Genomic DNA, 17,621 nt, shown 5'->3' on the forward strand with positions numbered 1-17,621 from the left:
TCCGGGGGCCGATCCTGAAGGCATGACCTCCCCCGCGCGCCTGAGCACCCACGCCGACCTCGCCACCACCTTCGCGCTCCTGAGCGACGGCGACCTCGCGGAGCTGGTGGCGTCGGGTACGCCCGCCGGTACCGGTATCGGCGGGCGGGCGGTGCTGTTGGAGATGGACGGGGTGCAGGTGTTCGTGAAGCGGGTACCGCTCACCGACACCGAACTCCGCCCGCACCACGTCCGCTCCACAGCGAACGTCTTCGACCTGCCGGTCCACTGCCACTACGGCTTCGGTGCGATCGGCAGCCCCGGCTTCGGCGCCTGGCGAGAGCTGGCCGTGCACGAGATGACGACGAACTGGGTCCGGTCGGGCCGCTTCCCGGGGTTTCCGCTGCTCCACCACTGGCGCGTGCTTCCCGACACTCCGCAGCCGCTGCCCGAGGAACTCGCCGACGGGGAGCGGACCGTGGCCTACTGGGGCGGCGGACGTGACCGCCTCGAAGCGCTGCGAACCGCGTCCGCGAGCCTCACCCTGTTCCTGGAGTATGTGCCGCACACCCTCCACGACTGGTTCCACGCACAACTGCGCACGGACGACGCCGACTCGGCCTGCGCCCTGGTGGAGCAGGGGCTCGACGCCGTCACCGGATTCCTGCGGGAGCAGCAACTCGTCCACTTCGACGCCCACTTCCGCAACATCCTCACCGACGGGCACCGGCTCCACCTGACCGACTACGGCCTCTCCCTGTCCGGCCGCTTCCGACTCGACCCGCGGGAACGCGACTTCTTCGACCGGCATTGCCCCTACGACCGCGCCTACGTCTTCTCGTACCTCGTCCACTGGCTGGTCGTCGACCAGTACGGCCTCGACCGGGACGAGCGCGAGGACTTCATTCGCGCATGCGCGGACGGCAGGCGGCCAGAGGGGATCCCCCGGGCCGCCGCCGAGCTCATCTCACGTCACGCCCGGCTCGCCGTCGTCGTGGGGGACTTCAACCGGCGCCTGGAGCAGGAGAGCCGGCTGACTCCCTACCCTCACGAGGCGGCTGACGCGTTGTCCTCCAGGGCCGTCAGCGCCGGGTCGAGCACGATGTCCTCGGCGCGTGCCTCGACGCTCGGCTCCTCCGGGAAGTGACAGGCCGTCAAGTGGCCCTCCGCGTTGCCCCCGAGCCGTACCAGCGGCGGTTCCTCGGTCGCGCACCGCTCCTGGGCCTTCCAGCAGCGGGTGCGGAAGCGGCAGCCGGAGGGCGGGTCGACCGGTGAGGGCACGTCCCCGGCGAGCCGGATGCGCTCGCGCCGGTGCACGGCGTCCGGGTCGGCCTCGGGGACCGCGGACAGCAGCGCGTGGGTGTAGGGGTGCCGGGGCCCGGTGTAAAGGGTCTGCCGGTCGGCTACCTCGACGATCTTGCCGAGGTACATCACCGCGACCCGCTCGCAGAAGTGCCGTACGACGGCGAGGTCGTGGGCGATGAAGACGAACGCGATGCCCAGTTCCCGCTGGAGGTCCTGGAGCAGGTTGACGATCTGCGCCTGGATGGACACGTCCAGTGCGGAGACCGGCTCGTCGGCCACGATCAGCTTGGGCCGCAGTGCGAGGGCGCGGGCGATCCCGATGCGCTGGCGCTGGCCGCCGGAGAACTCGTTCGGGTAGCGGTTGTAGTGCTCGGGGTTGAGGCCGACGGTCTCCAGGAGTTCCTGGGCGCGCTTCTTGTGCCCCTGCGGCGGGTTGATGTCGTTGAGCCGCATCGGCGTCTCGACGATCGTGCCGACCGTGTGCCGGGGGTTCAGGGACGAGTACGGGTCCTGGAAGATCATCTGGAGGTTGCGGCGGGCCTCCTTCATCCGGTTCTCCGGGGTGTGGGTGATGTCCTCCCCGTCGAACATCACCTTCCCGGCCGTGGGTTCCAGCAGCCGGGTGATGAGCCGGCCCGTGGTCGACTTGCCGCAGCCGGACTCGCCGACCAGTCCGAGCGACTGGCCCGCGCCGACCGTGAAGTCGATGCCGTCGACGGCGTGCACGGCCCCGATCTGCCGCTGGAAGACGATCCCGCGGCGGATCGGGAAGTGCTTGGTGAGGCCGCTGACTTCGAGCAGGTGCTCCCCGACGGCGGGCTGGGTGGTGCTCACGGGCTGCTCCTGTTCGTCCGCCGCGCTCACTGCGCGGCCCCCGTGGCCGTACGGACGCGGATCTCTTGCCGGGTCTCGGGGGTGAGGTGGCAGGCGGCGAGGTGCCGTCCGGTGCCGGGGACGGCCACCAGCTCGGGCCGGTCGACCGCGCAACGCCCGTCGGGCACCCAGCCCTTGTAGGTGCAGCGGGGGTGGAAGGCGCAGCCGGGGGGTGGGTTGATCAGACTCGGCGGAGAACCCGCGATCGGGTTCAGCCGGCGTCCGACGTCCCCGGTGATCTGCGGCATGGACTCCAACAGGCCCCAGGTGTAGGGGTGCTGGGGCTCCTTGAGGACGTCGTGGACGGTGCCGTACTCGATGCGGCGGCCGCCGTACATCACCAGGATGTCGTCGGCGATGTCGGCCACCACCCCGAGGTCGTGGGTGATGAGGATGACCGCGGAGCCGAACTCCTCCTGGAGGTCCCGGATCAGGTCCAGGATCTGCGCCTGGACGGTGACGTCCAGGGCGGTGGTGGGCTCGTCGGCGATGAGCAGTTCGGGGTCGCAGACCAGCGCCATGGCGATCATGGCGCGCTGGCGCATACCGCCGGAGAACTGATGGGGGTAGTCCCGCACCCGGCGCTCGGGCTGCGGGATGCCGACCCGCTTCAGCATCTCCACGGCCCGCTCCCGGGCCTCCTTCCTGGAGACCTTGTGGTGGACCTGGTAGGCCTCGGCTATCTGGGCGCCGACGGTGAAGTAGGGGTGCAGCGCGGACAGCGGATCCTGGAAGATCATGGAGACGGTACGGCCGCGCAGCGAGCGCATGGCGTGCTCGGGCAGGGAGACCAACTCCCGTCCGTCCAGGCGGATCTCGCCGGAGACCTGGGCGCGCGTGCCCTTGTGCAGTCCGAGCAGGGCCAGCGAGGTGACCGACTTCCCCGAGCCGGACTCTCCGACGATGCCGAGAGTGCTGCCCTTCTCCAGGGTGAAGGAGACGCCGTCGACGGACTTGACGATCCCGTCCTCGGTGGGGAAGTGCACACGCAGGTCCCGTACGTCGAGGAAGGGCGCGGCCGCGTCGTCGGCGGCCGCCGGTTGCGGTGAGGTCAGGAGGGACACGGGCTTTCCTTGCTGCGGGTGAGGGGCTCAGGCGAGGCGGACACGGGGGTCGATGAGGCCGTAGACCACGTCGACGACCACGTTGGCGAGGACGACGAAGGTGGCCGCGAAGAGCGTGGTGCCGAGGATGACCGGCAGGTCGGAGTTCTGTACCGAGTCGACCGCGAGCTTGCCGATGCCGTTGATGCCGAACACCGACTCGGTGATGACCGCGGAGCCGCCGATCAGCGAGCCGACGTCCATGCCGAAGATGGTGATGATCGGGGTGATCGCGGCCCGCAGACCGTGCTTGAGGACGACGCGCCGACTCGACAGGCCCTTGGCGCGGGCGGTGCGCATGTAGTCCTCGGCGAAGACCTCCAGCATGGAGGAGCGGGTGAGCCGGGTGTACAGCGCGAGGTAGACGATGACCAGGGTGAACCAGGGCAGGATCAGCCCCTGGAACCAGGCGCCCGGGTCCTGGGTGATCGGGGTGTAGCCGGAGGCTGGCAGGATCTGCCACTTGTCGACGAACAGGTAGAGCAGCAGCAGTCCGACGAAGTAGATCTGCACGGAGACACCGAGCAGGGCGAGTCCCACCGCCGCCTTGTCCGCGGCCTTGCCCCGGCGGACGGCGGCGACCGTGCCAAGGCCGACGCCCAGGATCAGGAAGAACACCGCCGCGCCGAGACCCAGCGAGAGGTCGGCGGGGAAGTCGTCGAGGAGGGTGGTCAGGACCGGGGTGTCGGTCTGGAAGGAGATGCCGAGGCAGGGCGCGCCGCAGTGAATGTGCACGCTCTCGTCGCCGAAGTCCCGGCCGACGAAGAGTCCCTTGAAGAACTCCCAGAACTGCTTGAGGAAGGTCTGGTCGAGCCCCAGCGAATGCTTGATCTCGGCCAGCCGGGACGGCGAACAGGTCTTGCCGCAGGCCAGGAGGGCGGGGTCGGACGGCAGCGCGAAGAAGATCACGAAGGTGATCACGGTGATCACCAGGAGGATCGCGACCGCTGCCAGCAGGCGCCGGATGAGGTAACGAAGCATGTCGTGCTGGACCCTGACGTGAGAGGGGGTGCCCCGCCGGCCGGGACCGCCGGCGGGGCTGGGAGGGGTGCGTCAGCTCTTGACGTAGACGTGGACCAGGCTGGGCTCGGCGAGGATCGGGTCCGAGATGACTCCGCCGACCTTGGAGCCCGCCAGATCGCTGAACTTCATGTACATCAGCGGGATCACAGCGGCGTCCTTCATGATCTGCTGGTCGAGGGCGCCGTAGGCGGCGTCGGCCTGCTTGACGTCCGTCATCTTGGCGATCTTGTCGATCTGCGCGTTGACGGCCGGGTCGTTCAGGTACGACAGGTCCTGGTTGGACTGCGGCAGCTTCGCGATCTGACGTCCGTCGAAGAGGACGGGCAGCACGGTGGAGGCGTTCGGCCAGTCCGCGATCCAGTCGCCCCAGGTGAGGTCGTACTGGTTCTTGACGTTGTCGATGTTGCTGAAGTAGTTCGCCGCGTCGATCGGGGTGATGTTCACCGTGATGCCGATCTTCGCGAGCGAGGTCTTCACGGCGTCGCCGAAGTGCTCCAGGGTGGGGGTGTTCTCGACCGCGAGCGACATGGTGAGCTTGGGGTCGCCGGCCTGCTTCATCAGCGCCTTGGCCTTGGTGAGGTCCCCGGCGGGGTCGGCGCTGTAGAAGTTGAACTTCTGGTAGCCGCCGATGCCGGGGCTGAGCATGGTGCTCGCGTAGGCGCCGTACGCCGAACCGCCGAACGCGCCGCGGACGGTGGTCTTGTCGATCGCGTACTCGATGGCCTGACGGACCTTCAGGTTCTTGGTCCGGGTGGTGTTGATGGCCAGGTAGTTGATGCCGGGCGCCGGGATGTTGTAGAGGCGTGACTTCAGGGACGGGTCATTGGTGATCGTCGTCAGGTCGGAACCCGCGATCGGCCACTGCATGATCGAGGTCTGGGCGGTGCCCGCGTCGGACTTGATCTGCTGGTCGATCGCCGACTGGTCCTGGCCGAGCTGCACGTCGATCTCGTTGACGTTCTGCTGCCGGATCGGGTCGGTCGACTGCTTCCAGTGGGTGTTCCTGACGAGGACGAGTTCCTTGTTCTTGGTGTACGACTTGATCATGTACGGCCCGTCGGACCAGACGTGCGTGTCGTACGTGGCGCCGGTGTCGTGCGCCTTGGGCACCCCCGACCAACCGGGCATGGCGGTCGTCTGGTTGAAGTCGGCGACCGGCTGGTTCAGGTGGAAGACGATGGTGGACGCGTCGGGCGTCTGGATGGAGGCGAGTTCCTTGCCCGAGTAGGGGCCCTTGTAGGAGGAGCCGCCGACCAGCCACTGACTGGCGTACGGCGGGCCGCCGTTGATGTCGGGTGAGAAGGTCCGCTCGACGCCGTACTTGACGTCCTGCGAGGTGACCGCCGTGCCGTCCTGCCAGGTGACGCCCTTGCGCAGGTGGAAGGTCCACACCGTGTCGTTCGCGCTGGGCGTTCCGGTGTCGGTGGCCAGGTCGCCGACCAGCCTGGGCGTCGAGCCCGTCTCGTCCCAGCCGGTCAGGGTGCGCACGAGCTCCTGGTCCATGCTCGAACCCTCGGTCGTGTAGACGCGCTGGGGGTCGAGGTGGTCGAAGTCTGCGTGGTCGAGGACGGTCAGGGTGCCGCCCTTGGCCGGGGAGCCGCTTCCGCTGGTGCTGGAGGAGCCTCCGCATGCGGTGGCCCCCAGGGCGATCGCCACGGCGGTGGCCGTGAGCGCGATCGAGCGCCTTCTGCGCGTCATGAGGTAACACTCCGTTCTTCTACGGCTCGGCGACGACGGCTCAAGTGGGGCCGCATGCGCCGGTGTTGAGGGGGACCGCGTCAGCCGCGGGCCGCGCGGGGGTCCAGGGCGTCCCGGACGCCGTCGCCGAGGAGGTTCAGCGCCAGGACGAGAATCAGCAGCAGGACTCCGGGAACGAACAGGTACATGGGGTCCTGGAGGAAGAACTGGGAGGCGTCCGAGAGCAGCGCTCCCCAGTCCGGGTTGGGCGGGATGACGCCCACGCCGAGGTAGGACAGGGCCGCCTCGGTGGTGATGTTCTGCGGGACGGCCAGCGCGAACGAGATCAGCACCGGCGCCCACAGGTTCGGCAGCAACTGCCGGAAGAGGATGTGCCACTTGCCGGCGCTCATGATCCGTGCCGCGTCGACGAACTCCCGCTCGCGCAGGGACAGGACCTGTCCGCGGACCAGGCGGGCGGTGTAGGCCCAGGCGAACACCGCGATGTTCAGGACGAGGACGAGCAGCCGGAGGTTCTCGTCGGTGCCGCCGTGGTCGTTGGTCTGCATCGCGTTCTGGATGACCGGGGTCAGCGCGATGATGAACAGCAGCTGCGGGAAGGCCAGCATCACGTCCATGATCCGCGATAGCACGGAGTCGACCCAGCCGCCGGAGTACCCGGCCGCGAGGCCGGCCACGACGCCGACGACGGTGGACAGGACGGCCGAGGCGAAGCCGACGAAGAGCGAGGTGCGCAGGCCGTAGACGATCCGGGCGAACAGGTCGTAGCCGGTGCCCGGTTCGACGCCCAGCAGATGGGTGAGGCTGATGCCGCCCAGCGAACCGCGGGGGAAGTTGCCGGTGTCGGGATTGATCGCTTTCCCGTCGGGGGTGATCGGGCCCCAGCCGGTGATGTCGGTCAGGACCGGCGCCAGCAGCGCGATCAGGATGAAGAGCACCGTGATCACGAACGCGGCCATGGTGACCTTGTCGCGTCTGATGCGCCGCCAGGCCATGCGGGCGGGCGACCGTCCGGTGATGGCGGTGCCGTCGCTCAGCGGGGTCGGCGAGGGTTCGCCGGCTGCTTGCGTGGCGCCGGTGGCGGGCATCGGCTGCTGTTGCGTCGTCATCGTGCGGACGTCCCGGGTATGTGCTGAAGCGGGCGCGGGGGTCTCGGCATGAGGCTGTCCCCTGGAGGAAAAGGCGTCGGTCGCCGGCCGTTGTCGGCGCCGTGAGGCTGAGCGGGACTGTCGCAACATGCCGGAAGGCCGGTCAAGCCGGAAAATGACCGAAAAGGGGATTGTTTGCGCTCGTTGCCAAGAGTTGGCGAGGGCGGGGTGTTCCGTTAGCTCTGACATGGAGGTAACGCGACGATTCCCTTGGCGGGTTCTCGCCTTCCACTTGCCAGATCCGAACGTGCTTCGAACGCGACAAGGCCCCGCCGACCGCGAACGCCGACGGGGCCCCGAACGGTCCTCAGCCTGTCGGAATCCCCGCTTCCAGGTACAGGGCGGCCCCGCGCTCCCGTGCCCTGAGCGCCCATCGCAACCGCTCGTAGCGCACCGGCGGCAGCAGCTCCGCGGCCTCCTCCTCGCTCGCGAAGCACCAGCCGCGCAGCTCGGGTCCGGGCAGCAGGACCCGGCCCGCCTCGGTGGAGTCGAGCCGTCCGCCGTCGAAGAGCAGCCGCAGTCCGCCGTACCCGGGAGGCGCGGGCGGTTCCCAGTCGACGACCAGGAGACGGGGTACGTCGTCCAGCTGGATGCCGGTCTCCTCGGCGACCTCGCGCACCCCGGCCCGCGCGGGCGCCTCGCCGGGTTCGACGACTCCGCCGGGGAACTCCCAGCCGGCCTTGTAGGTGGGGTCGACCAGCAGCACGCGGTCCTGCTCGTCGAAGAGGAGGACCCCGGCGGCCACCGTCTCGGCGGTGGGCTCCGGGGTCTGCACGATGTCGCACGCGGGCACGGTCCCGGCACCGAGGTCCTCGGCGATCCGGACGGCCGTCTCGTACGGGGTGAGCGCGCTGGTGTCGATCGGATGGGCGTCGGTGGTGAGCCAGGAGGCGAGGGCGGCCCGGTAGGGCTCGATGCGGTCGTCCGCCCAGTGGCCCTGTCCCGTCGCGCCGAGCGGCAGGGCCGGTGTGGCGCTCCGCCCGGCTATTCGTTCACGCAGGATCGTTTCCGCCGGAGCGAGGAGCACATGCCGGACACTGATCCGGCGGGCGGCGAGGCCACCGAAGATCTCGTCGCGGTACTCCTGGCGCAGCAGGGTCATGGGGACCACGAGGGTCCCGCCGAGCTCGGCGAGCATCGCGGCCGCCGTGTCGATCACCAGACGTCGCCAGATCGGCAGGTCCTGGAAGTCGCCGACCTCGGCGAGGTGCTTGGGCGGCAGCAGGCGCACGACCGCTGCGCCGATCTCCTCGGGGTCGAAGAGCGTGCTGTTCGGGATCAGTTCGATCAGTTCCCGTGCGGCGGTGGTCTTCCCCGCACCGAACGCGCCGTTGATCCAGACGATCACGGACTCCCCCTCTTCTGTTTGGCCCCCTGTGGCTTGCCCGTTCCACCCTGCCACGGAAACCAGCCGCAGTTGAGAGCACACGAAACGGCGCCGGAGCCCTCCTTCGAGAGCTCCGGCGCCGTGGCCTCGCGGGGGCGGGCCCCGTCAGACGTTGTCCCCCAGCGCACTCTCCTCCACGCCGTCCAGACTGGCGTCGGCGATGGTGTGGTGGGGGTCGACGGCGGTGAGGGTCCTGTCGAGGTCGAGGTCGCCGAGTGCGCCGCCCGCGGCGTGCGAGGGGGTGACCGCCGCGACGACGAAGCCGGTGGCGAGGGAGGCGATGGCGAGCATGCTGCGCTTCTTCATGAGCTGATCAACGCGACCACGCGCGATGGGTCACGCCCGGCACTCCGCCCACCGGGTGGAACGTCCCACCTGGGTCGCGCCCAGCCGCCTCACTCACCGGGCGGAACGTTCCGCCACCGCACCGCCGCCCCCGCCGTCAGAGGGCCGCGGCGGTGTCCGACTGCCGGGCGAGCGCCGCCGCGGCCGCCCCGACCAGGCCCGCGTCCGTGCCCATCTGCGCGGGCACGATCGTCAGGCGCTGGACGAAGGACAGGGTCGCGTAGCTGCCCAGGGCCTTGCGGAGGGGCTCGAAGAGGATGTCTCCGGCCTTGCCCACCCCGCCGCCGATCACGGCGATGTCGATCTCGACGAGGGTCGCGGTGGCGGCGATACCGGCGGCCAGCGCCTGGGCCGCCCGCGCGAAGGAGGCCACGGCGACCGGGTCACCGGCCCGGGCCGCCTCGGCCACCGCGGCGGCGGAGGTGTCGCCGTCCGGGCCGGGCCGCCAGCCGTTCTCCAGCGCGCGGCGGGCGATGTTCGGACCGCTCGCGATGCGCTCCACACAGCCGCGCGCACCGCACGGGCACGGGTCGCCGTCCAGGTCGACGCTGATGTGCCCGATGTGACCGGCGTTCCCGGTCGGACCGGCGTGCAACTGGCCGTTCAGCACCAGACCGCCCCCGACACCGGTCGAGACGACCATGCACAGCGCGTTGTCGTGCCCGCGTGCCGCGCCCTGCCAGTGCTCCGCGGCCGTGATCGCCACACCGTCGCCGATCAGCTCGACGGGGAGCCCGCCCGCCGCCTCCTGGACCCGCCGGACCAGCGGATAGTCGCGCCAGCCGGGCACGTTCACCGGGCTAACCGTGCCGGTGGAGGCGTCCACCGGACCCGCGCTGCCGATACCGAGGGCGCCGGTCCGTCCCCACAGCGGCGAGCCGGTCAGCTCGCCGACGGTCTCCTCGACGGCGCGCATGACGGTCTCGCCGTCCTCCTGGGCGGGTGTGGCGCGCTGGGCGCGGTGCAGGATCCGGCCGTGGGCGTCCACCAGCGCCCCGGCGATCTTGGTGCCGCCGATGTCGAGCGCAGCCACGAGGTCGGTGTGCATCAGTGTCAGTTCTCCGCGTCACCTTGAGGAATGGAGGGGCCGGTCTCGCGGTGGGGGCGCTGGCCAGCAGATTGCGGTGGACAGTGTCTCCTGCATCTGACAACGTTGTCCAGGCTCTATGCTCGACGCCACATCCTCATACAAAATCATGGGCCGCCACACCCCTTTGCGACCACCGCATCCCGACAGGACAGGACGCCGTATCGTGCCCGAGACCCACAGCCGAGCAGACCGTCTCTCCGCGACCCGGTACGGCAACCGCCCGACCATGAAGGACGTGGCCGCCCGGGCCGGCGTGGGGCTCAAGACGGTCTCCCGCGTGGTCAACGGCGAAGCGGGGGTCACGGCCGAGACCGAGCACCGGGTCAAGGAGGCCATCGAGGCGCTCGGTTTCCGCCGCAACGACAGCGCGCGGGTGCTGCGCAAGGGGCGTACCGCGAGCATCGGCCTGGTCCTGGAGGACCTCGCCGACCCCTTCTACGGCCCGCTGAGCCGTGCGGTGGAGGAGGTCGCCCGGGCCAACGGGGCGCTGCTCATCAACGGTTCCAGCGCGGAGGACCCGGAGCGGGAGCAGGAGCTGGTGCTGGCGTTGTGCGCGCGGCGCGTGGACGGGCTGGTGGTGATCCCGGCCGGCGACGATCACCGGTATCTGGAGCCGGAGCTCAAAGCGGGCGTGGCGACGGTGTTCGTGGACCGTCCGGCGGGCCGGATCGACGCCGACGTGGTCCTGTCCGACAACTTCGGGGGGGCGCGGGACGGGGTGGCCCACCTCATCGCGCACGGGCACCGCAGGATCGGCTTCATCGGCGACATGCCCCGCATCCACACCGCCGCCGAGCGACTGCGCGGGTACCGGGCGGCGATGGAGGACGCGGGCATAGCGGTCGAGGACGCGTGGACCTCCCTGGGGGTCACCGACCCCGAGCGGGTACGGCGGGCGGCCGAGGAAATGCTCTCCGGGCCGTCCCCCGTCACCGCGATCTTCGCCGGCAACAACCGCGTGACGGTCACCGTGGTCCGCGTCCTCGCCGAGCACACCCGGCGGGTCGCCTTCGTCGGCTTCGACGACATCGAGCTCGCGGACCTCCTCCAGCCGGGTGTCACGGTCGTCGCCCAGGACGCGGCGGCCTTGGGCCGCACGGCCGCGGAACGGCTCTTCCGCCAACTGGACGGCACGCTCCTGACCCCGGAACGCATCGAACTGCCCACTCGGTTGATCACGCGCGGCTCGGGCGAGTTGCCTCCGGCGGACTGAGCGAAGTGCAGGGGAGCGGGGAGAATCGTCGAGTGGGTGAGGTGACGTGGCTGGACAGGGGCGACGGCGAGAGGGCGGCGCCGGAGGCGGGGAGCCCTGACCCGGCCGCCGCCCCTTCCCTGGAGTCGCTGGGGCTCGCCGAGGCCCCGCGTGATCATCCGCTGCGCTACCCCGGCGCCTGGCCGACGCGCTCCGTGCTGCTCGACGGCGACCGGCTGCACCCGCTCGACCGGCTGGTGCACGAGGACCGCACCCCCGTCCTCGCGATCGGGTCCAACGCCAGCCCCGGGCAACTGCGGCACAAGATGGCCGAGTTCGGGATCGTCTCTCCGGTCCCGATGGTCAGGGCACAGGTGACCGGCGTCGGCGTCGGGGTGTCCGCGCATGTCAGCCGGATGGGATACGTCTCCGCCTCTCCCTTCCACGCCCCGGGCTCCACACGGGAGTTGTTCGTCATCTGGCTGGACGCCGAGCAGCTCGCGGTCGTCGACGCGAGCGAAGGCGTCCCCCTGAGGAACGGCAACTACGGCCGCGCCTGGCTGCCCTCGCCCGAGGTGCGGGTCGAGCTGGAGGACGGCGTGACCCTGCCCGGCGTCCACTCCTACGTCAACCGCCACGGCGTGCTGCACGACGGCACCGGCCTGCCCCGCACCCACCCCGGGCAGCGGGCGCTGCTCACCGAACTCCTCGTGGGATCAGCCCGGTTGAGAGACCTGTTCGGGGTCACACCCGAGGAGTTCGTGACCCGGGCCCGCGCCGACCGCAGGCGGTGCGAGGCCGGCACCCGGCTCTTCGCCGAGGAGAAACGGGTGACGGAGTCCGGCCTGGAGCGGTACCTGAGGGTTCAGCAGACCGGGAGCCCCGGCACCGGCTCGTCGTTGCCGCCGCCCTTGACGTAGACGACGCTGACGTACACCCCGGTGTTGCCGCTGTCGTCGTCGGTCTTGGCCCACCACACGTTGGTCCACTCCCCCGAGGTCTCGCGGCGCCCCAGGTTCGACTGGCAGAAGAAATAGTTGGTGCCCGCGTAGAGGACCCCGGCCTCGGCGCCGGAGGCCGTGTAGGACTTGGCGGTCTTCCAGACCGTGCAGTTGTACTTGCCGCCGCCGATCGCCGTGCAGGCCGGGGCTGGAGTGCTGGGGTCGCCGGTCGGACCGCCGCCCCCCGACTCGCCGGAGCCGCCGCCGTGCTCGTCGCCCTTCCCCGAAGTGCCGCCTCCGGAGGTCGCCTTGGCGGACGGGGAGGCACCGCTCGTGGGGTCGGAGCCGCCGCCCTTGTCGCCGGAGGTCGCCTTCGCGCTCGGCGTTTTCTTCTCGTCCCCGCCCGTGGGCTTGGGGCCGGCGGAACGGTCGGCGTCGGTCCGCCCGGACGGGGTGGAGGAGGCCGACGGGCTCGCCCCGGACCCGATCGGCCGGGCGTCGGCATCGGCCTCACCCGAGCCGTTCAGCAGCGCTGCGGTCGTCCCGGCCGCCGCGAGCACGACGGCGACGGCCACGGCGGCGAGCAGGGCCCGCCCCTTGCGGCGAGGTGAGCCGGAAGCGGCTATCGCGGCGGTCGGCGGCTGCTCCTGGGAGACCTGCGAGCCCGGTCCGTGCACGAGAGGGCCGGCCTGTCCCGGAACCAGGCCTTGCGCCCCGGAAAATCCGCCGCCCTGAGCCCCGCCCTGCGCGCCGGGAAGCCCCGCGCCCGGAGCATGAACCTGAGCCGTGGGAAAGCCCGCGCCCGGAGCGTGGACCTCGGCCGCATGACCCTGCTCCGCGGCGCCGAACCCGGTCGCGGCCGGCGTCACGGCCCCCTGCCCCGGCACCGCCGTGGGATCGGTCGACGGACTGCCGGCCCCCGTCCCCTCCGACGACTGCGGTCCGGGGGCGGCTCCCGCCGCTCCCGGCATCCGGAAGGCGGCCGGGAGGGCCGGGCCGCCCGGCTCCGTGCGCACCCGCGTCTCCTGCGCCTCCGTACCGCGCAGAGTGGTCGTCGCGCTGTCGGTGGCGGGGGCGTCCGCCACGGCCTGGAGCAGGTCGCGGGCCTCCTCGGCCCCGGGACGCGCCTCGGGCCGCTTGTCGAGGAGGCGTCGCAGAACCGGTGCGAGGGGCCCGGCGCGCTGCGGCTCGGGCAGCGGTTCACCGACGATCGCGGTGAGCGTGGAGAACGTCGAGGTGCGGCGGAACGGCGCGGCTCCCTCGACGGCCGCGTACAGCGTGGCGCCGAGGGCCCAGACGTCGGAGGCCGCCCCGGGATCCGCGCCCTGGGCGCGCTCGGGGGCCATGTAGTCGAGGGAGCCGACGAGATGACCGGTGCGGGTGAGGCTGGTGGCGGCGCCGTCGCCCGGGTCCTCCATGGTGGCGATGCCGAAGTCGGTGAGCAGCACCCGGCCGGAGCGGTCGAGCAGGATGTTGCCGGGCTTGACGTCCCGGTGCAGGACACCGGCCCGGTGGGCGGCGGCGAGCGCGTCCATGACCCTGGCGCCGATGCCGGCCGCCTCGCGGGGGTCGAGGGGTCCGCTCCTGCGCAGCACCTGGTCCAGGGACGGGCCCTCGACCAGCTCCATGACGATCAGCGGGCGTCCCTCGACCTCACCGATGTCGTGCACCGCGACGACTCCGGGATGCCGGACCCGGGCCGCCGCGCGGGCCTCGCGCTGCATCCGCAGCCGCAAATCCGCCAGTTCGGGCCCGTCGGCGTCGTTGTAGGTGCGCAGTTCCTTGACCGCGACCTCGCGGCCGAGCACCTCGTCGACCGCCCGCCAGACCACGCCCATGCCGCCGCGGCCGAGCTGGCCCACGACCCGGTATCGCCCGGCCAGCAGCCGACCGGCGTCGTCCTGGCCCTTTCCGTTGGTCTCCCCCGAAGACACCGCTGCCCCGTTCCTGTGACACGTCAATGCGTGCGACACAGACTACGGGGCAGGGGTGACAACTCCAGTGCGAGGTTGCGACTGTGACAGGTCCGCGACGTGCGCGGCTACCGGTCGGCCGGCGGCGACGTGTCCGGCTACCGGTCGGCGACGGTGAGGTCGCCGCGCCGCGGGGCCGCGTACCCCTCCAGGTCGGCGCGGGTCAGACCGGTCAGCCGGGCCACCTCCCCGATGTCCAGGGCACCGCAGTCCAGCCCGCGCAGCAGATAGCCGCTGAGCGCCTTGGCGGTGGCGGGCTCGTCCATGACGTCACCGCCGACCCTGCCCGCGTACCGGGCGAGCCGGGCGGCGGCCTGCTCGAAGCCCTCGCGGTAGAAGGCGAACACGGCCGCGTACCGGGTCGGGATGTGGCCGGGGTGCATGTCCCAGCCCTGGTAGTAGGCGCGGGCCAGGGCGCGGCGGGTGAGGCCGTAGTGGAGCCGCCAGGCGTCGTGGACCTTCGCGGTGGGGCCGACGGGCAGCACGTTGGTGGAGCCGTCCGAGACCCGTACTCCGGTGCCCGCGGCGGCGACCTGCATGACCGCCTTGGCGTGGTCGGCGGCGGGGTGGTCGCTGGCCTGGTGGGCGGCGGAGACGCCGAGGCAGGCGCTGTAGTCGAAGGTGCCGTAGTGCAGTCCGGTGGCGCGTCCTTCGGCGGCCCGGATCATACGGGCGACGGTGGCGGTGCCGTCGCCGGCGAGGATGGACTGGCTGGTCTCGATCTGGATCTCGAAGCCGAGCCGTCCGGAGTCCAGTCCGTGCGCCTTCTCGAAGGCCTCGAGGAGCCGCGTGAACGCCCCGACCTGCTCGGCGTACGTCACCTTCGGCAGGGTCAGCACCAGCCCGTCGGGGAGCCCGCCCGCCGCCATCAGGCCGGTGAGGAAGACGTCCAGGGTGCGGATGCCGCGGTCCCGGACGGCCGCCTCCATGCACTTCATGCGGATGCCCATGTACGGCGCCGCCGTGCCGTTCTCGTACGCCTCGGCGATCAGACGGGCCGCGCGGGCCGCCGTCTCGTCCTCCTCGGCGTCCGGGCGTGGGCCGTAGCCGTCCTCGAAGTCGACCCGGAGGTCCTCGATCGGCTCGCGCTCCAGTTTGGCGCGCACGCGCGTGTACACGGGCTCGGCGAGTTCGTCGGACAGCCCGAGGACGGCGGCGAAGGACCCGGCGTCCGGGGCGTGTTCGTCCAGGGCGGCGAGGGCCCGGTCGCCCCAGGTGCGGATCGTGTCGGCGGCGAAGGCGTCGCCGGGGACGTAGACGGTGTGCACGGGCTGACGGGTCCCGGGGTCGCCGGGGTAGCGGCGCTCCAGTTCGGCGTCGACCGGCGCGAGGGAGGCGCTGATCTCCTCGCTGACGGCACCCGCGAGGCTCGTCGCGACCTGCTCCTGCCGGCCCTGACCCATGCTGCACCCTCCAGTTTTCCGCTCTACGGAATCAACAATCCGTAGAACGAAGTTATCCGTGAAGCTTCCCGACGGTCAACACCCTGTCCACAGCATGAGCGATCGCGTTCATCCGAACTGCCGAGAACCCCTACGCCGTCTTCCACACTCCGGTTCGACCATTCATCCTGGTCCGTCGGGAGGGACCTCACATGCCGGACACCCACAGATTGACGCGTCGCATGGGGCTCAGAACCGCCGTGGCCGCCGCCGTCATCGTGCCGCTGATGGGCACGCTGCCGGCCTCGGCCGCCAGACCGTCCAACCGACGACTCGATCTCATGACGTTCAACCTGCGGTACGCCGACACCGCCGAACCCAACAGCTGGGCCACCCGCCGCCCGGTGATGCGCCGCCTGTTGCGCCGGGAGACGCCCACACTGATCGGCACCCAGGAAGGCCTCTACCAGCAACTGCTGGACATCCACGCCGACCTCGGACCGCGCTACGACTGGATCGGCACCGGCCGCGAGGGCGGCAGCCGGGACGAGTCCACGGCGGTCTTCTACGACAACCGGCGCCTCGCCCCCGTCGAGCACGACACGCTCTGGCTCTCCGACACCCCGAGGGTGATCGGCTCGAACACCTGGGGCGGATCGCTGCCCCGGATCCTCACGTGGGTCCGCTTCCGCGACCGGAGCGCCGACGGCCGGGAGTTCTACGTCGTCAACACCCACTTCGACCACGTGGGCCAGTACGCGCGCGAGCGGTCGGCGCAGCTCCTCGGCGAGACGATCGCCGGGTTCGACCCCGCCCTGCCGGTCGTCGTGACCGGCGACTTCAACGCCACGGCCCACGACAACCGGGCGTACGACATCCTGCTGGCCGACGGGCTGGTCGACACCTGGGACGCGGCTGTCGAGCGGGGCCGGCAGTACGCCACCTTCCACGGCTACAAGCCCCTGACGCCCGACGGCGACCGCATCGACTGGATCCTCACCACCCCCGGCGTCACCGTCCACCGGGCCTCCGTCAACACCTTCGCGCTCGACGGGCAGTACCCGAGCGACCACCTTCCGGTGCAGGCCACGGTGACCCTGGGATGAGCCGAGGCCCCCGCGACCGCGTCGGCGGTCACGGGGGCCTCGTACGCCCGGAGCCGGGATCAGCCCTTGCGGGTCTTGATCTCCTCGGTGAGGGCGGGGACGACGTCGAAGAGGTCGCCGACGACGCCGTAGTCGACCAGGTCGAAGATCGGGGCCTCGGCGTCCTTGTTGACGGCCACGATGGTCTTCGAGGTCTGCATGCCCGCGCGGTGCTGGATGGCGCCGGAGATGCCGTTGGCGATGTACAGCTGCGGGGAGACCGACTTGCCGGTCTGGCCGACCTGGTTGGTGTGCGGGTACCAGCCCGCGTCCACCGCGGCACGCGAGGCGCCCACGGCCGCGCCGAGGGAGTCGGCGAGGGCCTCGATGATCGCGAAGTTGTCGGCGCCGTTGACACCGCGGCCGCCGGAGACCACGATCGCGGCCTCGGTCAGCTCCGGACGGCCGGTCGACTCGCGCGGGGTGCGGCCGGTGACCTTGGTGCCGGTGGCCTGCGGGGAGAAGGTCACGCTCAGCTCCGAGACGTCACCGGCGGCCGGGGCGGCCTCGACGGCGGCGGAGTTGGGCTTGACGGTGATGACCGGGGTGCCCTTGGAGACGCGGGACTTGGTGGTGAAGGAGGCGGCGAACACCGACTGGGTGGCCACCGGGCCCTCGTCGCCGGCCTCGAGGTCGACGGCGTCGGTGATGATGCCGGAGCCGATGCGCAGCGCCAGACGGGCGGCGACCTCCTTGCCCTCGGCGGAGGACGGGACCAGGACGGCGGCCGGGGACACAGCCTCGACGGCGACCTGGAGGGCGTCGACCTTCGGTACGACCAGGTAGTCGGCGTACTCGGAGGCGTCGTGGGTGAGGACCTTGACGGCGCCGTGCTCGGCGAGGGCGGCGGCGGTGTCGGCGGCTCCGTTGCCCAGCGCGACGGCGACCGGCTCGCCGATACGGCGGGCGAGGGTCAGCAGCTCCAGGGTGGGCTTGCGGACGGCACCGTCCACGTGGTCGACGTAGACGAGAACTTCAGCCATGGGAATGCTCTCCTGCGGATTGCGAAGTCTGAGGGGCGGAAGGGGGGTTGAGCC

At 71.1% G+C, this 17,621-nt stretch carries 15 protein-coding genes; 4 read left to right on the forward strand and 11 right to left on the reverse strand.

Annotated elements, in window-relative coordinates; translation table 11 throughout:
- Window positions 1-22: 22 nt before the first annotated feature.
- The gene (locus IF54_RS0123390; RefSeq protein ID WP_037820433.1) at window positions 23-1,126 is read left to right on the forward strand and encodes a hypothetical protein; all 1,104 of its coding nucleotides are present in this window, start codon (window positions 23-25) and stop codon (window positions 1,124-1,126) included.
- Here the strand turns inward: IF54_RS0123390 and IF54_RS0123395 are convergent.
- From IF54_RS0123395 to IF54_RS0123430, 8 genes are all read right to left on the reverse strand, one after another.
- The gene (locus IF54_RS0123395) at window positions 1,027-2,148 is read right to left on the reverse strand and encodes an ABC transporter ATP-binding protein (protein ID WP_030321809.1); all 1,122 of its coding nucleotides are present in this window, start codon (window positions 2,146-2,148) and stop codon (window positions 1,027-1,029) included. The two genes, IF54_RS0123390 and IF54_RS0123395, sit on opposite strands and share 100 nt — an antisense overlap.
- The gene (locus tag IF54_RS0123400) at window positions 2,145-3,221 is read right to left on the reverse strand and encodes an ABC transporter ATP-binding protein (protein WP_030321812.1); all 1,077 of its coding nucleotides are present in this window, start codon (window positions 3,219-3,221) and stop codon (window positions 2,145-2,147) included. Before IF54_RS0123400 ends, IF54_RS0123395 begins: the two co-directional genes overlap by 4 nt.
- A 27-nt stretch (window positions 3,222-3,248) precedes the next feature.
- Window positions 3,249-4,241 (reverse strand): ABC transporter permease, encoded by a 993-nt coding sequence (locus IF54_RS0123405; protein ID WP_030321814.1) that lies wholly within the window; start codon window positions 4,239-4,241, stop codon window positions 3,249-3,251.
- 72 nt (window positions 4,242-4,313) lie between these two features.
- Window positions 4,314-5,981 carry an ABC transporter substrate-binding protein gene (locus IF54_RS0123410; protein ID WP_030321816.1) on the reverse strand — a complete coding sequence of 556 codons (1,668 nt, stop codon included), beginning with the start codon at window positions 5,979-5,981 and terminating at the stop codon, window positions 4,314-4,316.
- 80 nt (window positions 5,982-6,061) lie between these two features.
- A complete protein-coding gene (locus IF54_RS0123415; protein WP_020137065.1) occupies window positions 6,062-7,090 on the reverse strand; it encodes an ABC transporter permease in 1,029 nt (342 codons plus the stop codon).
- Window positions 7,091-7,436: 346 nt separating this feature from the next.
- A complete protein-coding gene (locus IF54_RS0123420; RefSeq protein ID WP_030321818.1) occupies window positions 7,437-8,477 on the reverse strand; it encodes an NUDIX hydrolase in 1,041 nt (346 codons plus the stop codon).
- Window positions 8,478-8,621: 144 nt separating this feature from the next.
- On the reverse strand, window positions 8,622-8,822 hold the full coding sequence (locus IF54_RS0123425) for a hypothetical protein (RefSeq protein ID WP_030321820.1): 201 nt from the start codon (window positions 8,820-8,822) through the stop codon (window positions 8,622-8,624).
- 136 nt (window positions 8,823-8,958) lie between these two features.
- Window positions 8,959-9,909 carry an ROK family protein gene (locus IF54_RS0123430; RefSeq protein WP_030321822.1) on the reverse strand — a complete coding sequence of 317 codons (951 nt, stop codon included), beginning with the start codon at window positions 9,907-9,909 and terminating at the stop codon, window positions 8,959-8,961.
- Window positions 9,910-10,114: 205 nt separating this feature from the next.
- On the opposite strand from IF54_RS0123430, the gene IF54_RS0123435 reads away from it, so the two are divergent.
- Window positions 10,115-11,164, forward strand: a complete 1,050-nt coding sequence (locus IF54_RS0123435) for a LacI family DNA-binding transcriptional regulator (RefSeq protein WP_030321825.1) — start codon at window positions 10,115-10,117, stop codon at window positions 11,162-11,164.
- A 161-nt stretch (window positions 11,165-11,325) separates the two neighbouring features.
- On the forward strand, window positions 11,326-12,063 hold the full coding sequence (locus IF54_RS0123440; protein WP_234439045.1) for a hypothetical protein: 738 nt from the start codon (window positions 11,326-11,328) through the stop codon (window positions 12,061-12,063).
- Here IF54_RS0123440 and IF54_RS0123445 read toward each other — a convergent pair.
- Together IF54_RS0123445 and IF54_RS0123450 are read right to left on the reverse strand one after the other, a co-directional pair.
- Entirely contained in the window at window positions 12,009-14,018 is a 2,010-nt protein-coding gene (locus tag IF54_RS0123445) for a serine/threonine-protein kinase (RefSeq protein WP_030321829.1), read from the reverse strand. The genes IF54_RS0123440 and IF54_RS0123445 overlap by 55 nt on opposite strands.
- Window positions 14,019-14,155: 137 nt before the next feature.
- A complete protein-coding gene (locus tag IF54_RS0123450) occupies window positions 14,156-15,460 on the reverse strand; it encodes a DUF6986 family protein (RefSeq protein ID WP_030321831.1) in 1,305 nt (434 codons plus the stop codon).
- A 191-nt stretch (window positions 15,461-15,651) separates the two neighbouring features.
- On the opposite strand from IF54_RS0123450, the gene IF54_RS0123455 reads away from it, so the two are divergent.
- A complete protein-coding gene (locus IF54_RS0123455) occupies window positions 15,652-16,545 on the forward strand; it encodes an endonuclease/exonuclease/phosphatase family protein (RefSeq protein ID WP_030321834.1) in 894 nt (297 codons plus the stop codon).
- 59 nt (window positions 16,546-16,604) lie between these two features.
- Here IF54_RS0123455 and IF54_RS0123460 read toward each other — a convergent pair whose 3' ends face one another.
- Window positions 16,605-17,567: an electron transfer flavoprotein subunit alpha/FixB family protein gene (locus IF54_RS0123460; protein WP_030321836.1), complete on the reverse strand. Its 963-nt coding sequence runs from the start codon at window positions 17,565-17,567 to the stop codon at window positions 16,605-16,607.
- Window positions 17,568-17,621: the final 54 nt, after the last annotated feature.

It is taken from the genome of Streptomyces sp. NRRL B-3229, from assembly GCF_000719505.1.
GTDB classification, from domain to species: Bacteria; Actinomycetota; Actinomycetes; order Streptomycetales; family Streptomycetaceae; genus Streptomyces; species Streptomyces griseorubiginosus.

Coding starts and splice junctions, on each gene's coding strand:
- IF54_RS0123390 (WP_037820433.1), top strand. CDS start 23: ATGACCTCCCCCGCGCGCCTGAGCACCCACGCCGACCTCGCCACCACC.
- IF54_RS0123405 (WP_030321814.1), bottom strand. CDS start 4,241: ATGCTTCGTTACCTCATCCGGCGCCTGCTGGCAGCGGTCGCGATCCTC.
- IF54_RS0123410 (WP_030321816.1), bottom strand. CDS start 5,981: ATGACGCGCAGAAGGCGCTCGATCGCGCTCACGGCCACCGCCGTGGCG.
- IF54_RS0123415 (WP_020137065.1), bottom strand. CDS start 7,090: ATGACGACGCAACAGCAGCCGATGCCCGCCACCGGCGCCACGCAAGCA.
- IF54_RS0123425 (WP_030321820.1), bottom strand. CDS start 8,822: ATGAAGAAGCGCAGCATGCTCGCCATCGCCTCCCTCGCCACCGGCTTC.
- IF54_RS0123430 (WP_030321822.1), bottom strand. CDS start 9,909: ATGCACACCGACCTCGTGGCTGCGCTCGACATCGGCGGCACCAAGATC.
- IF54_RS0123450 (WP_030321831.1), bottom strand. CDS start 15,460: ATGGGTCAGGGCCGGCAGGAGCAGGTCGCGACGAGCCTCGCGGGTGCC.
- IF54_RS0123455 (WP_030321834.1), top strand. CDS start 15,652: ATGCCGGACACCCACAGATTGACGCGTCGCATGGGGCTCAGAACCGCC.
- IF54_RS0123460 (WP_030321836.1), bottom strand. CDS start 17,567: ATGGCTGAAGTTCTCGTCTACGTCGACCACGTGGACGGTGCCGTCCGC.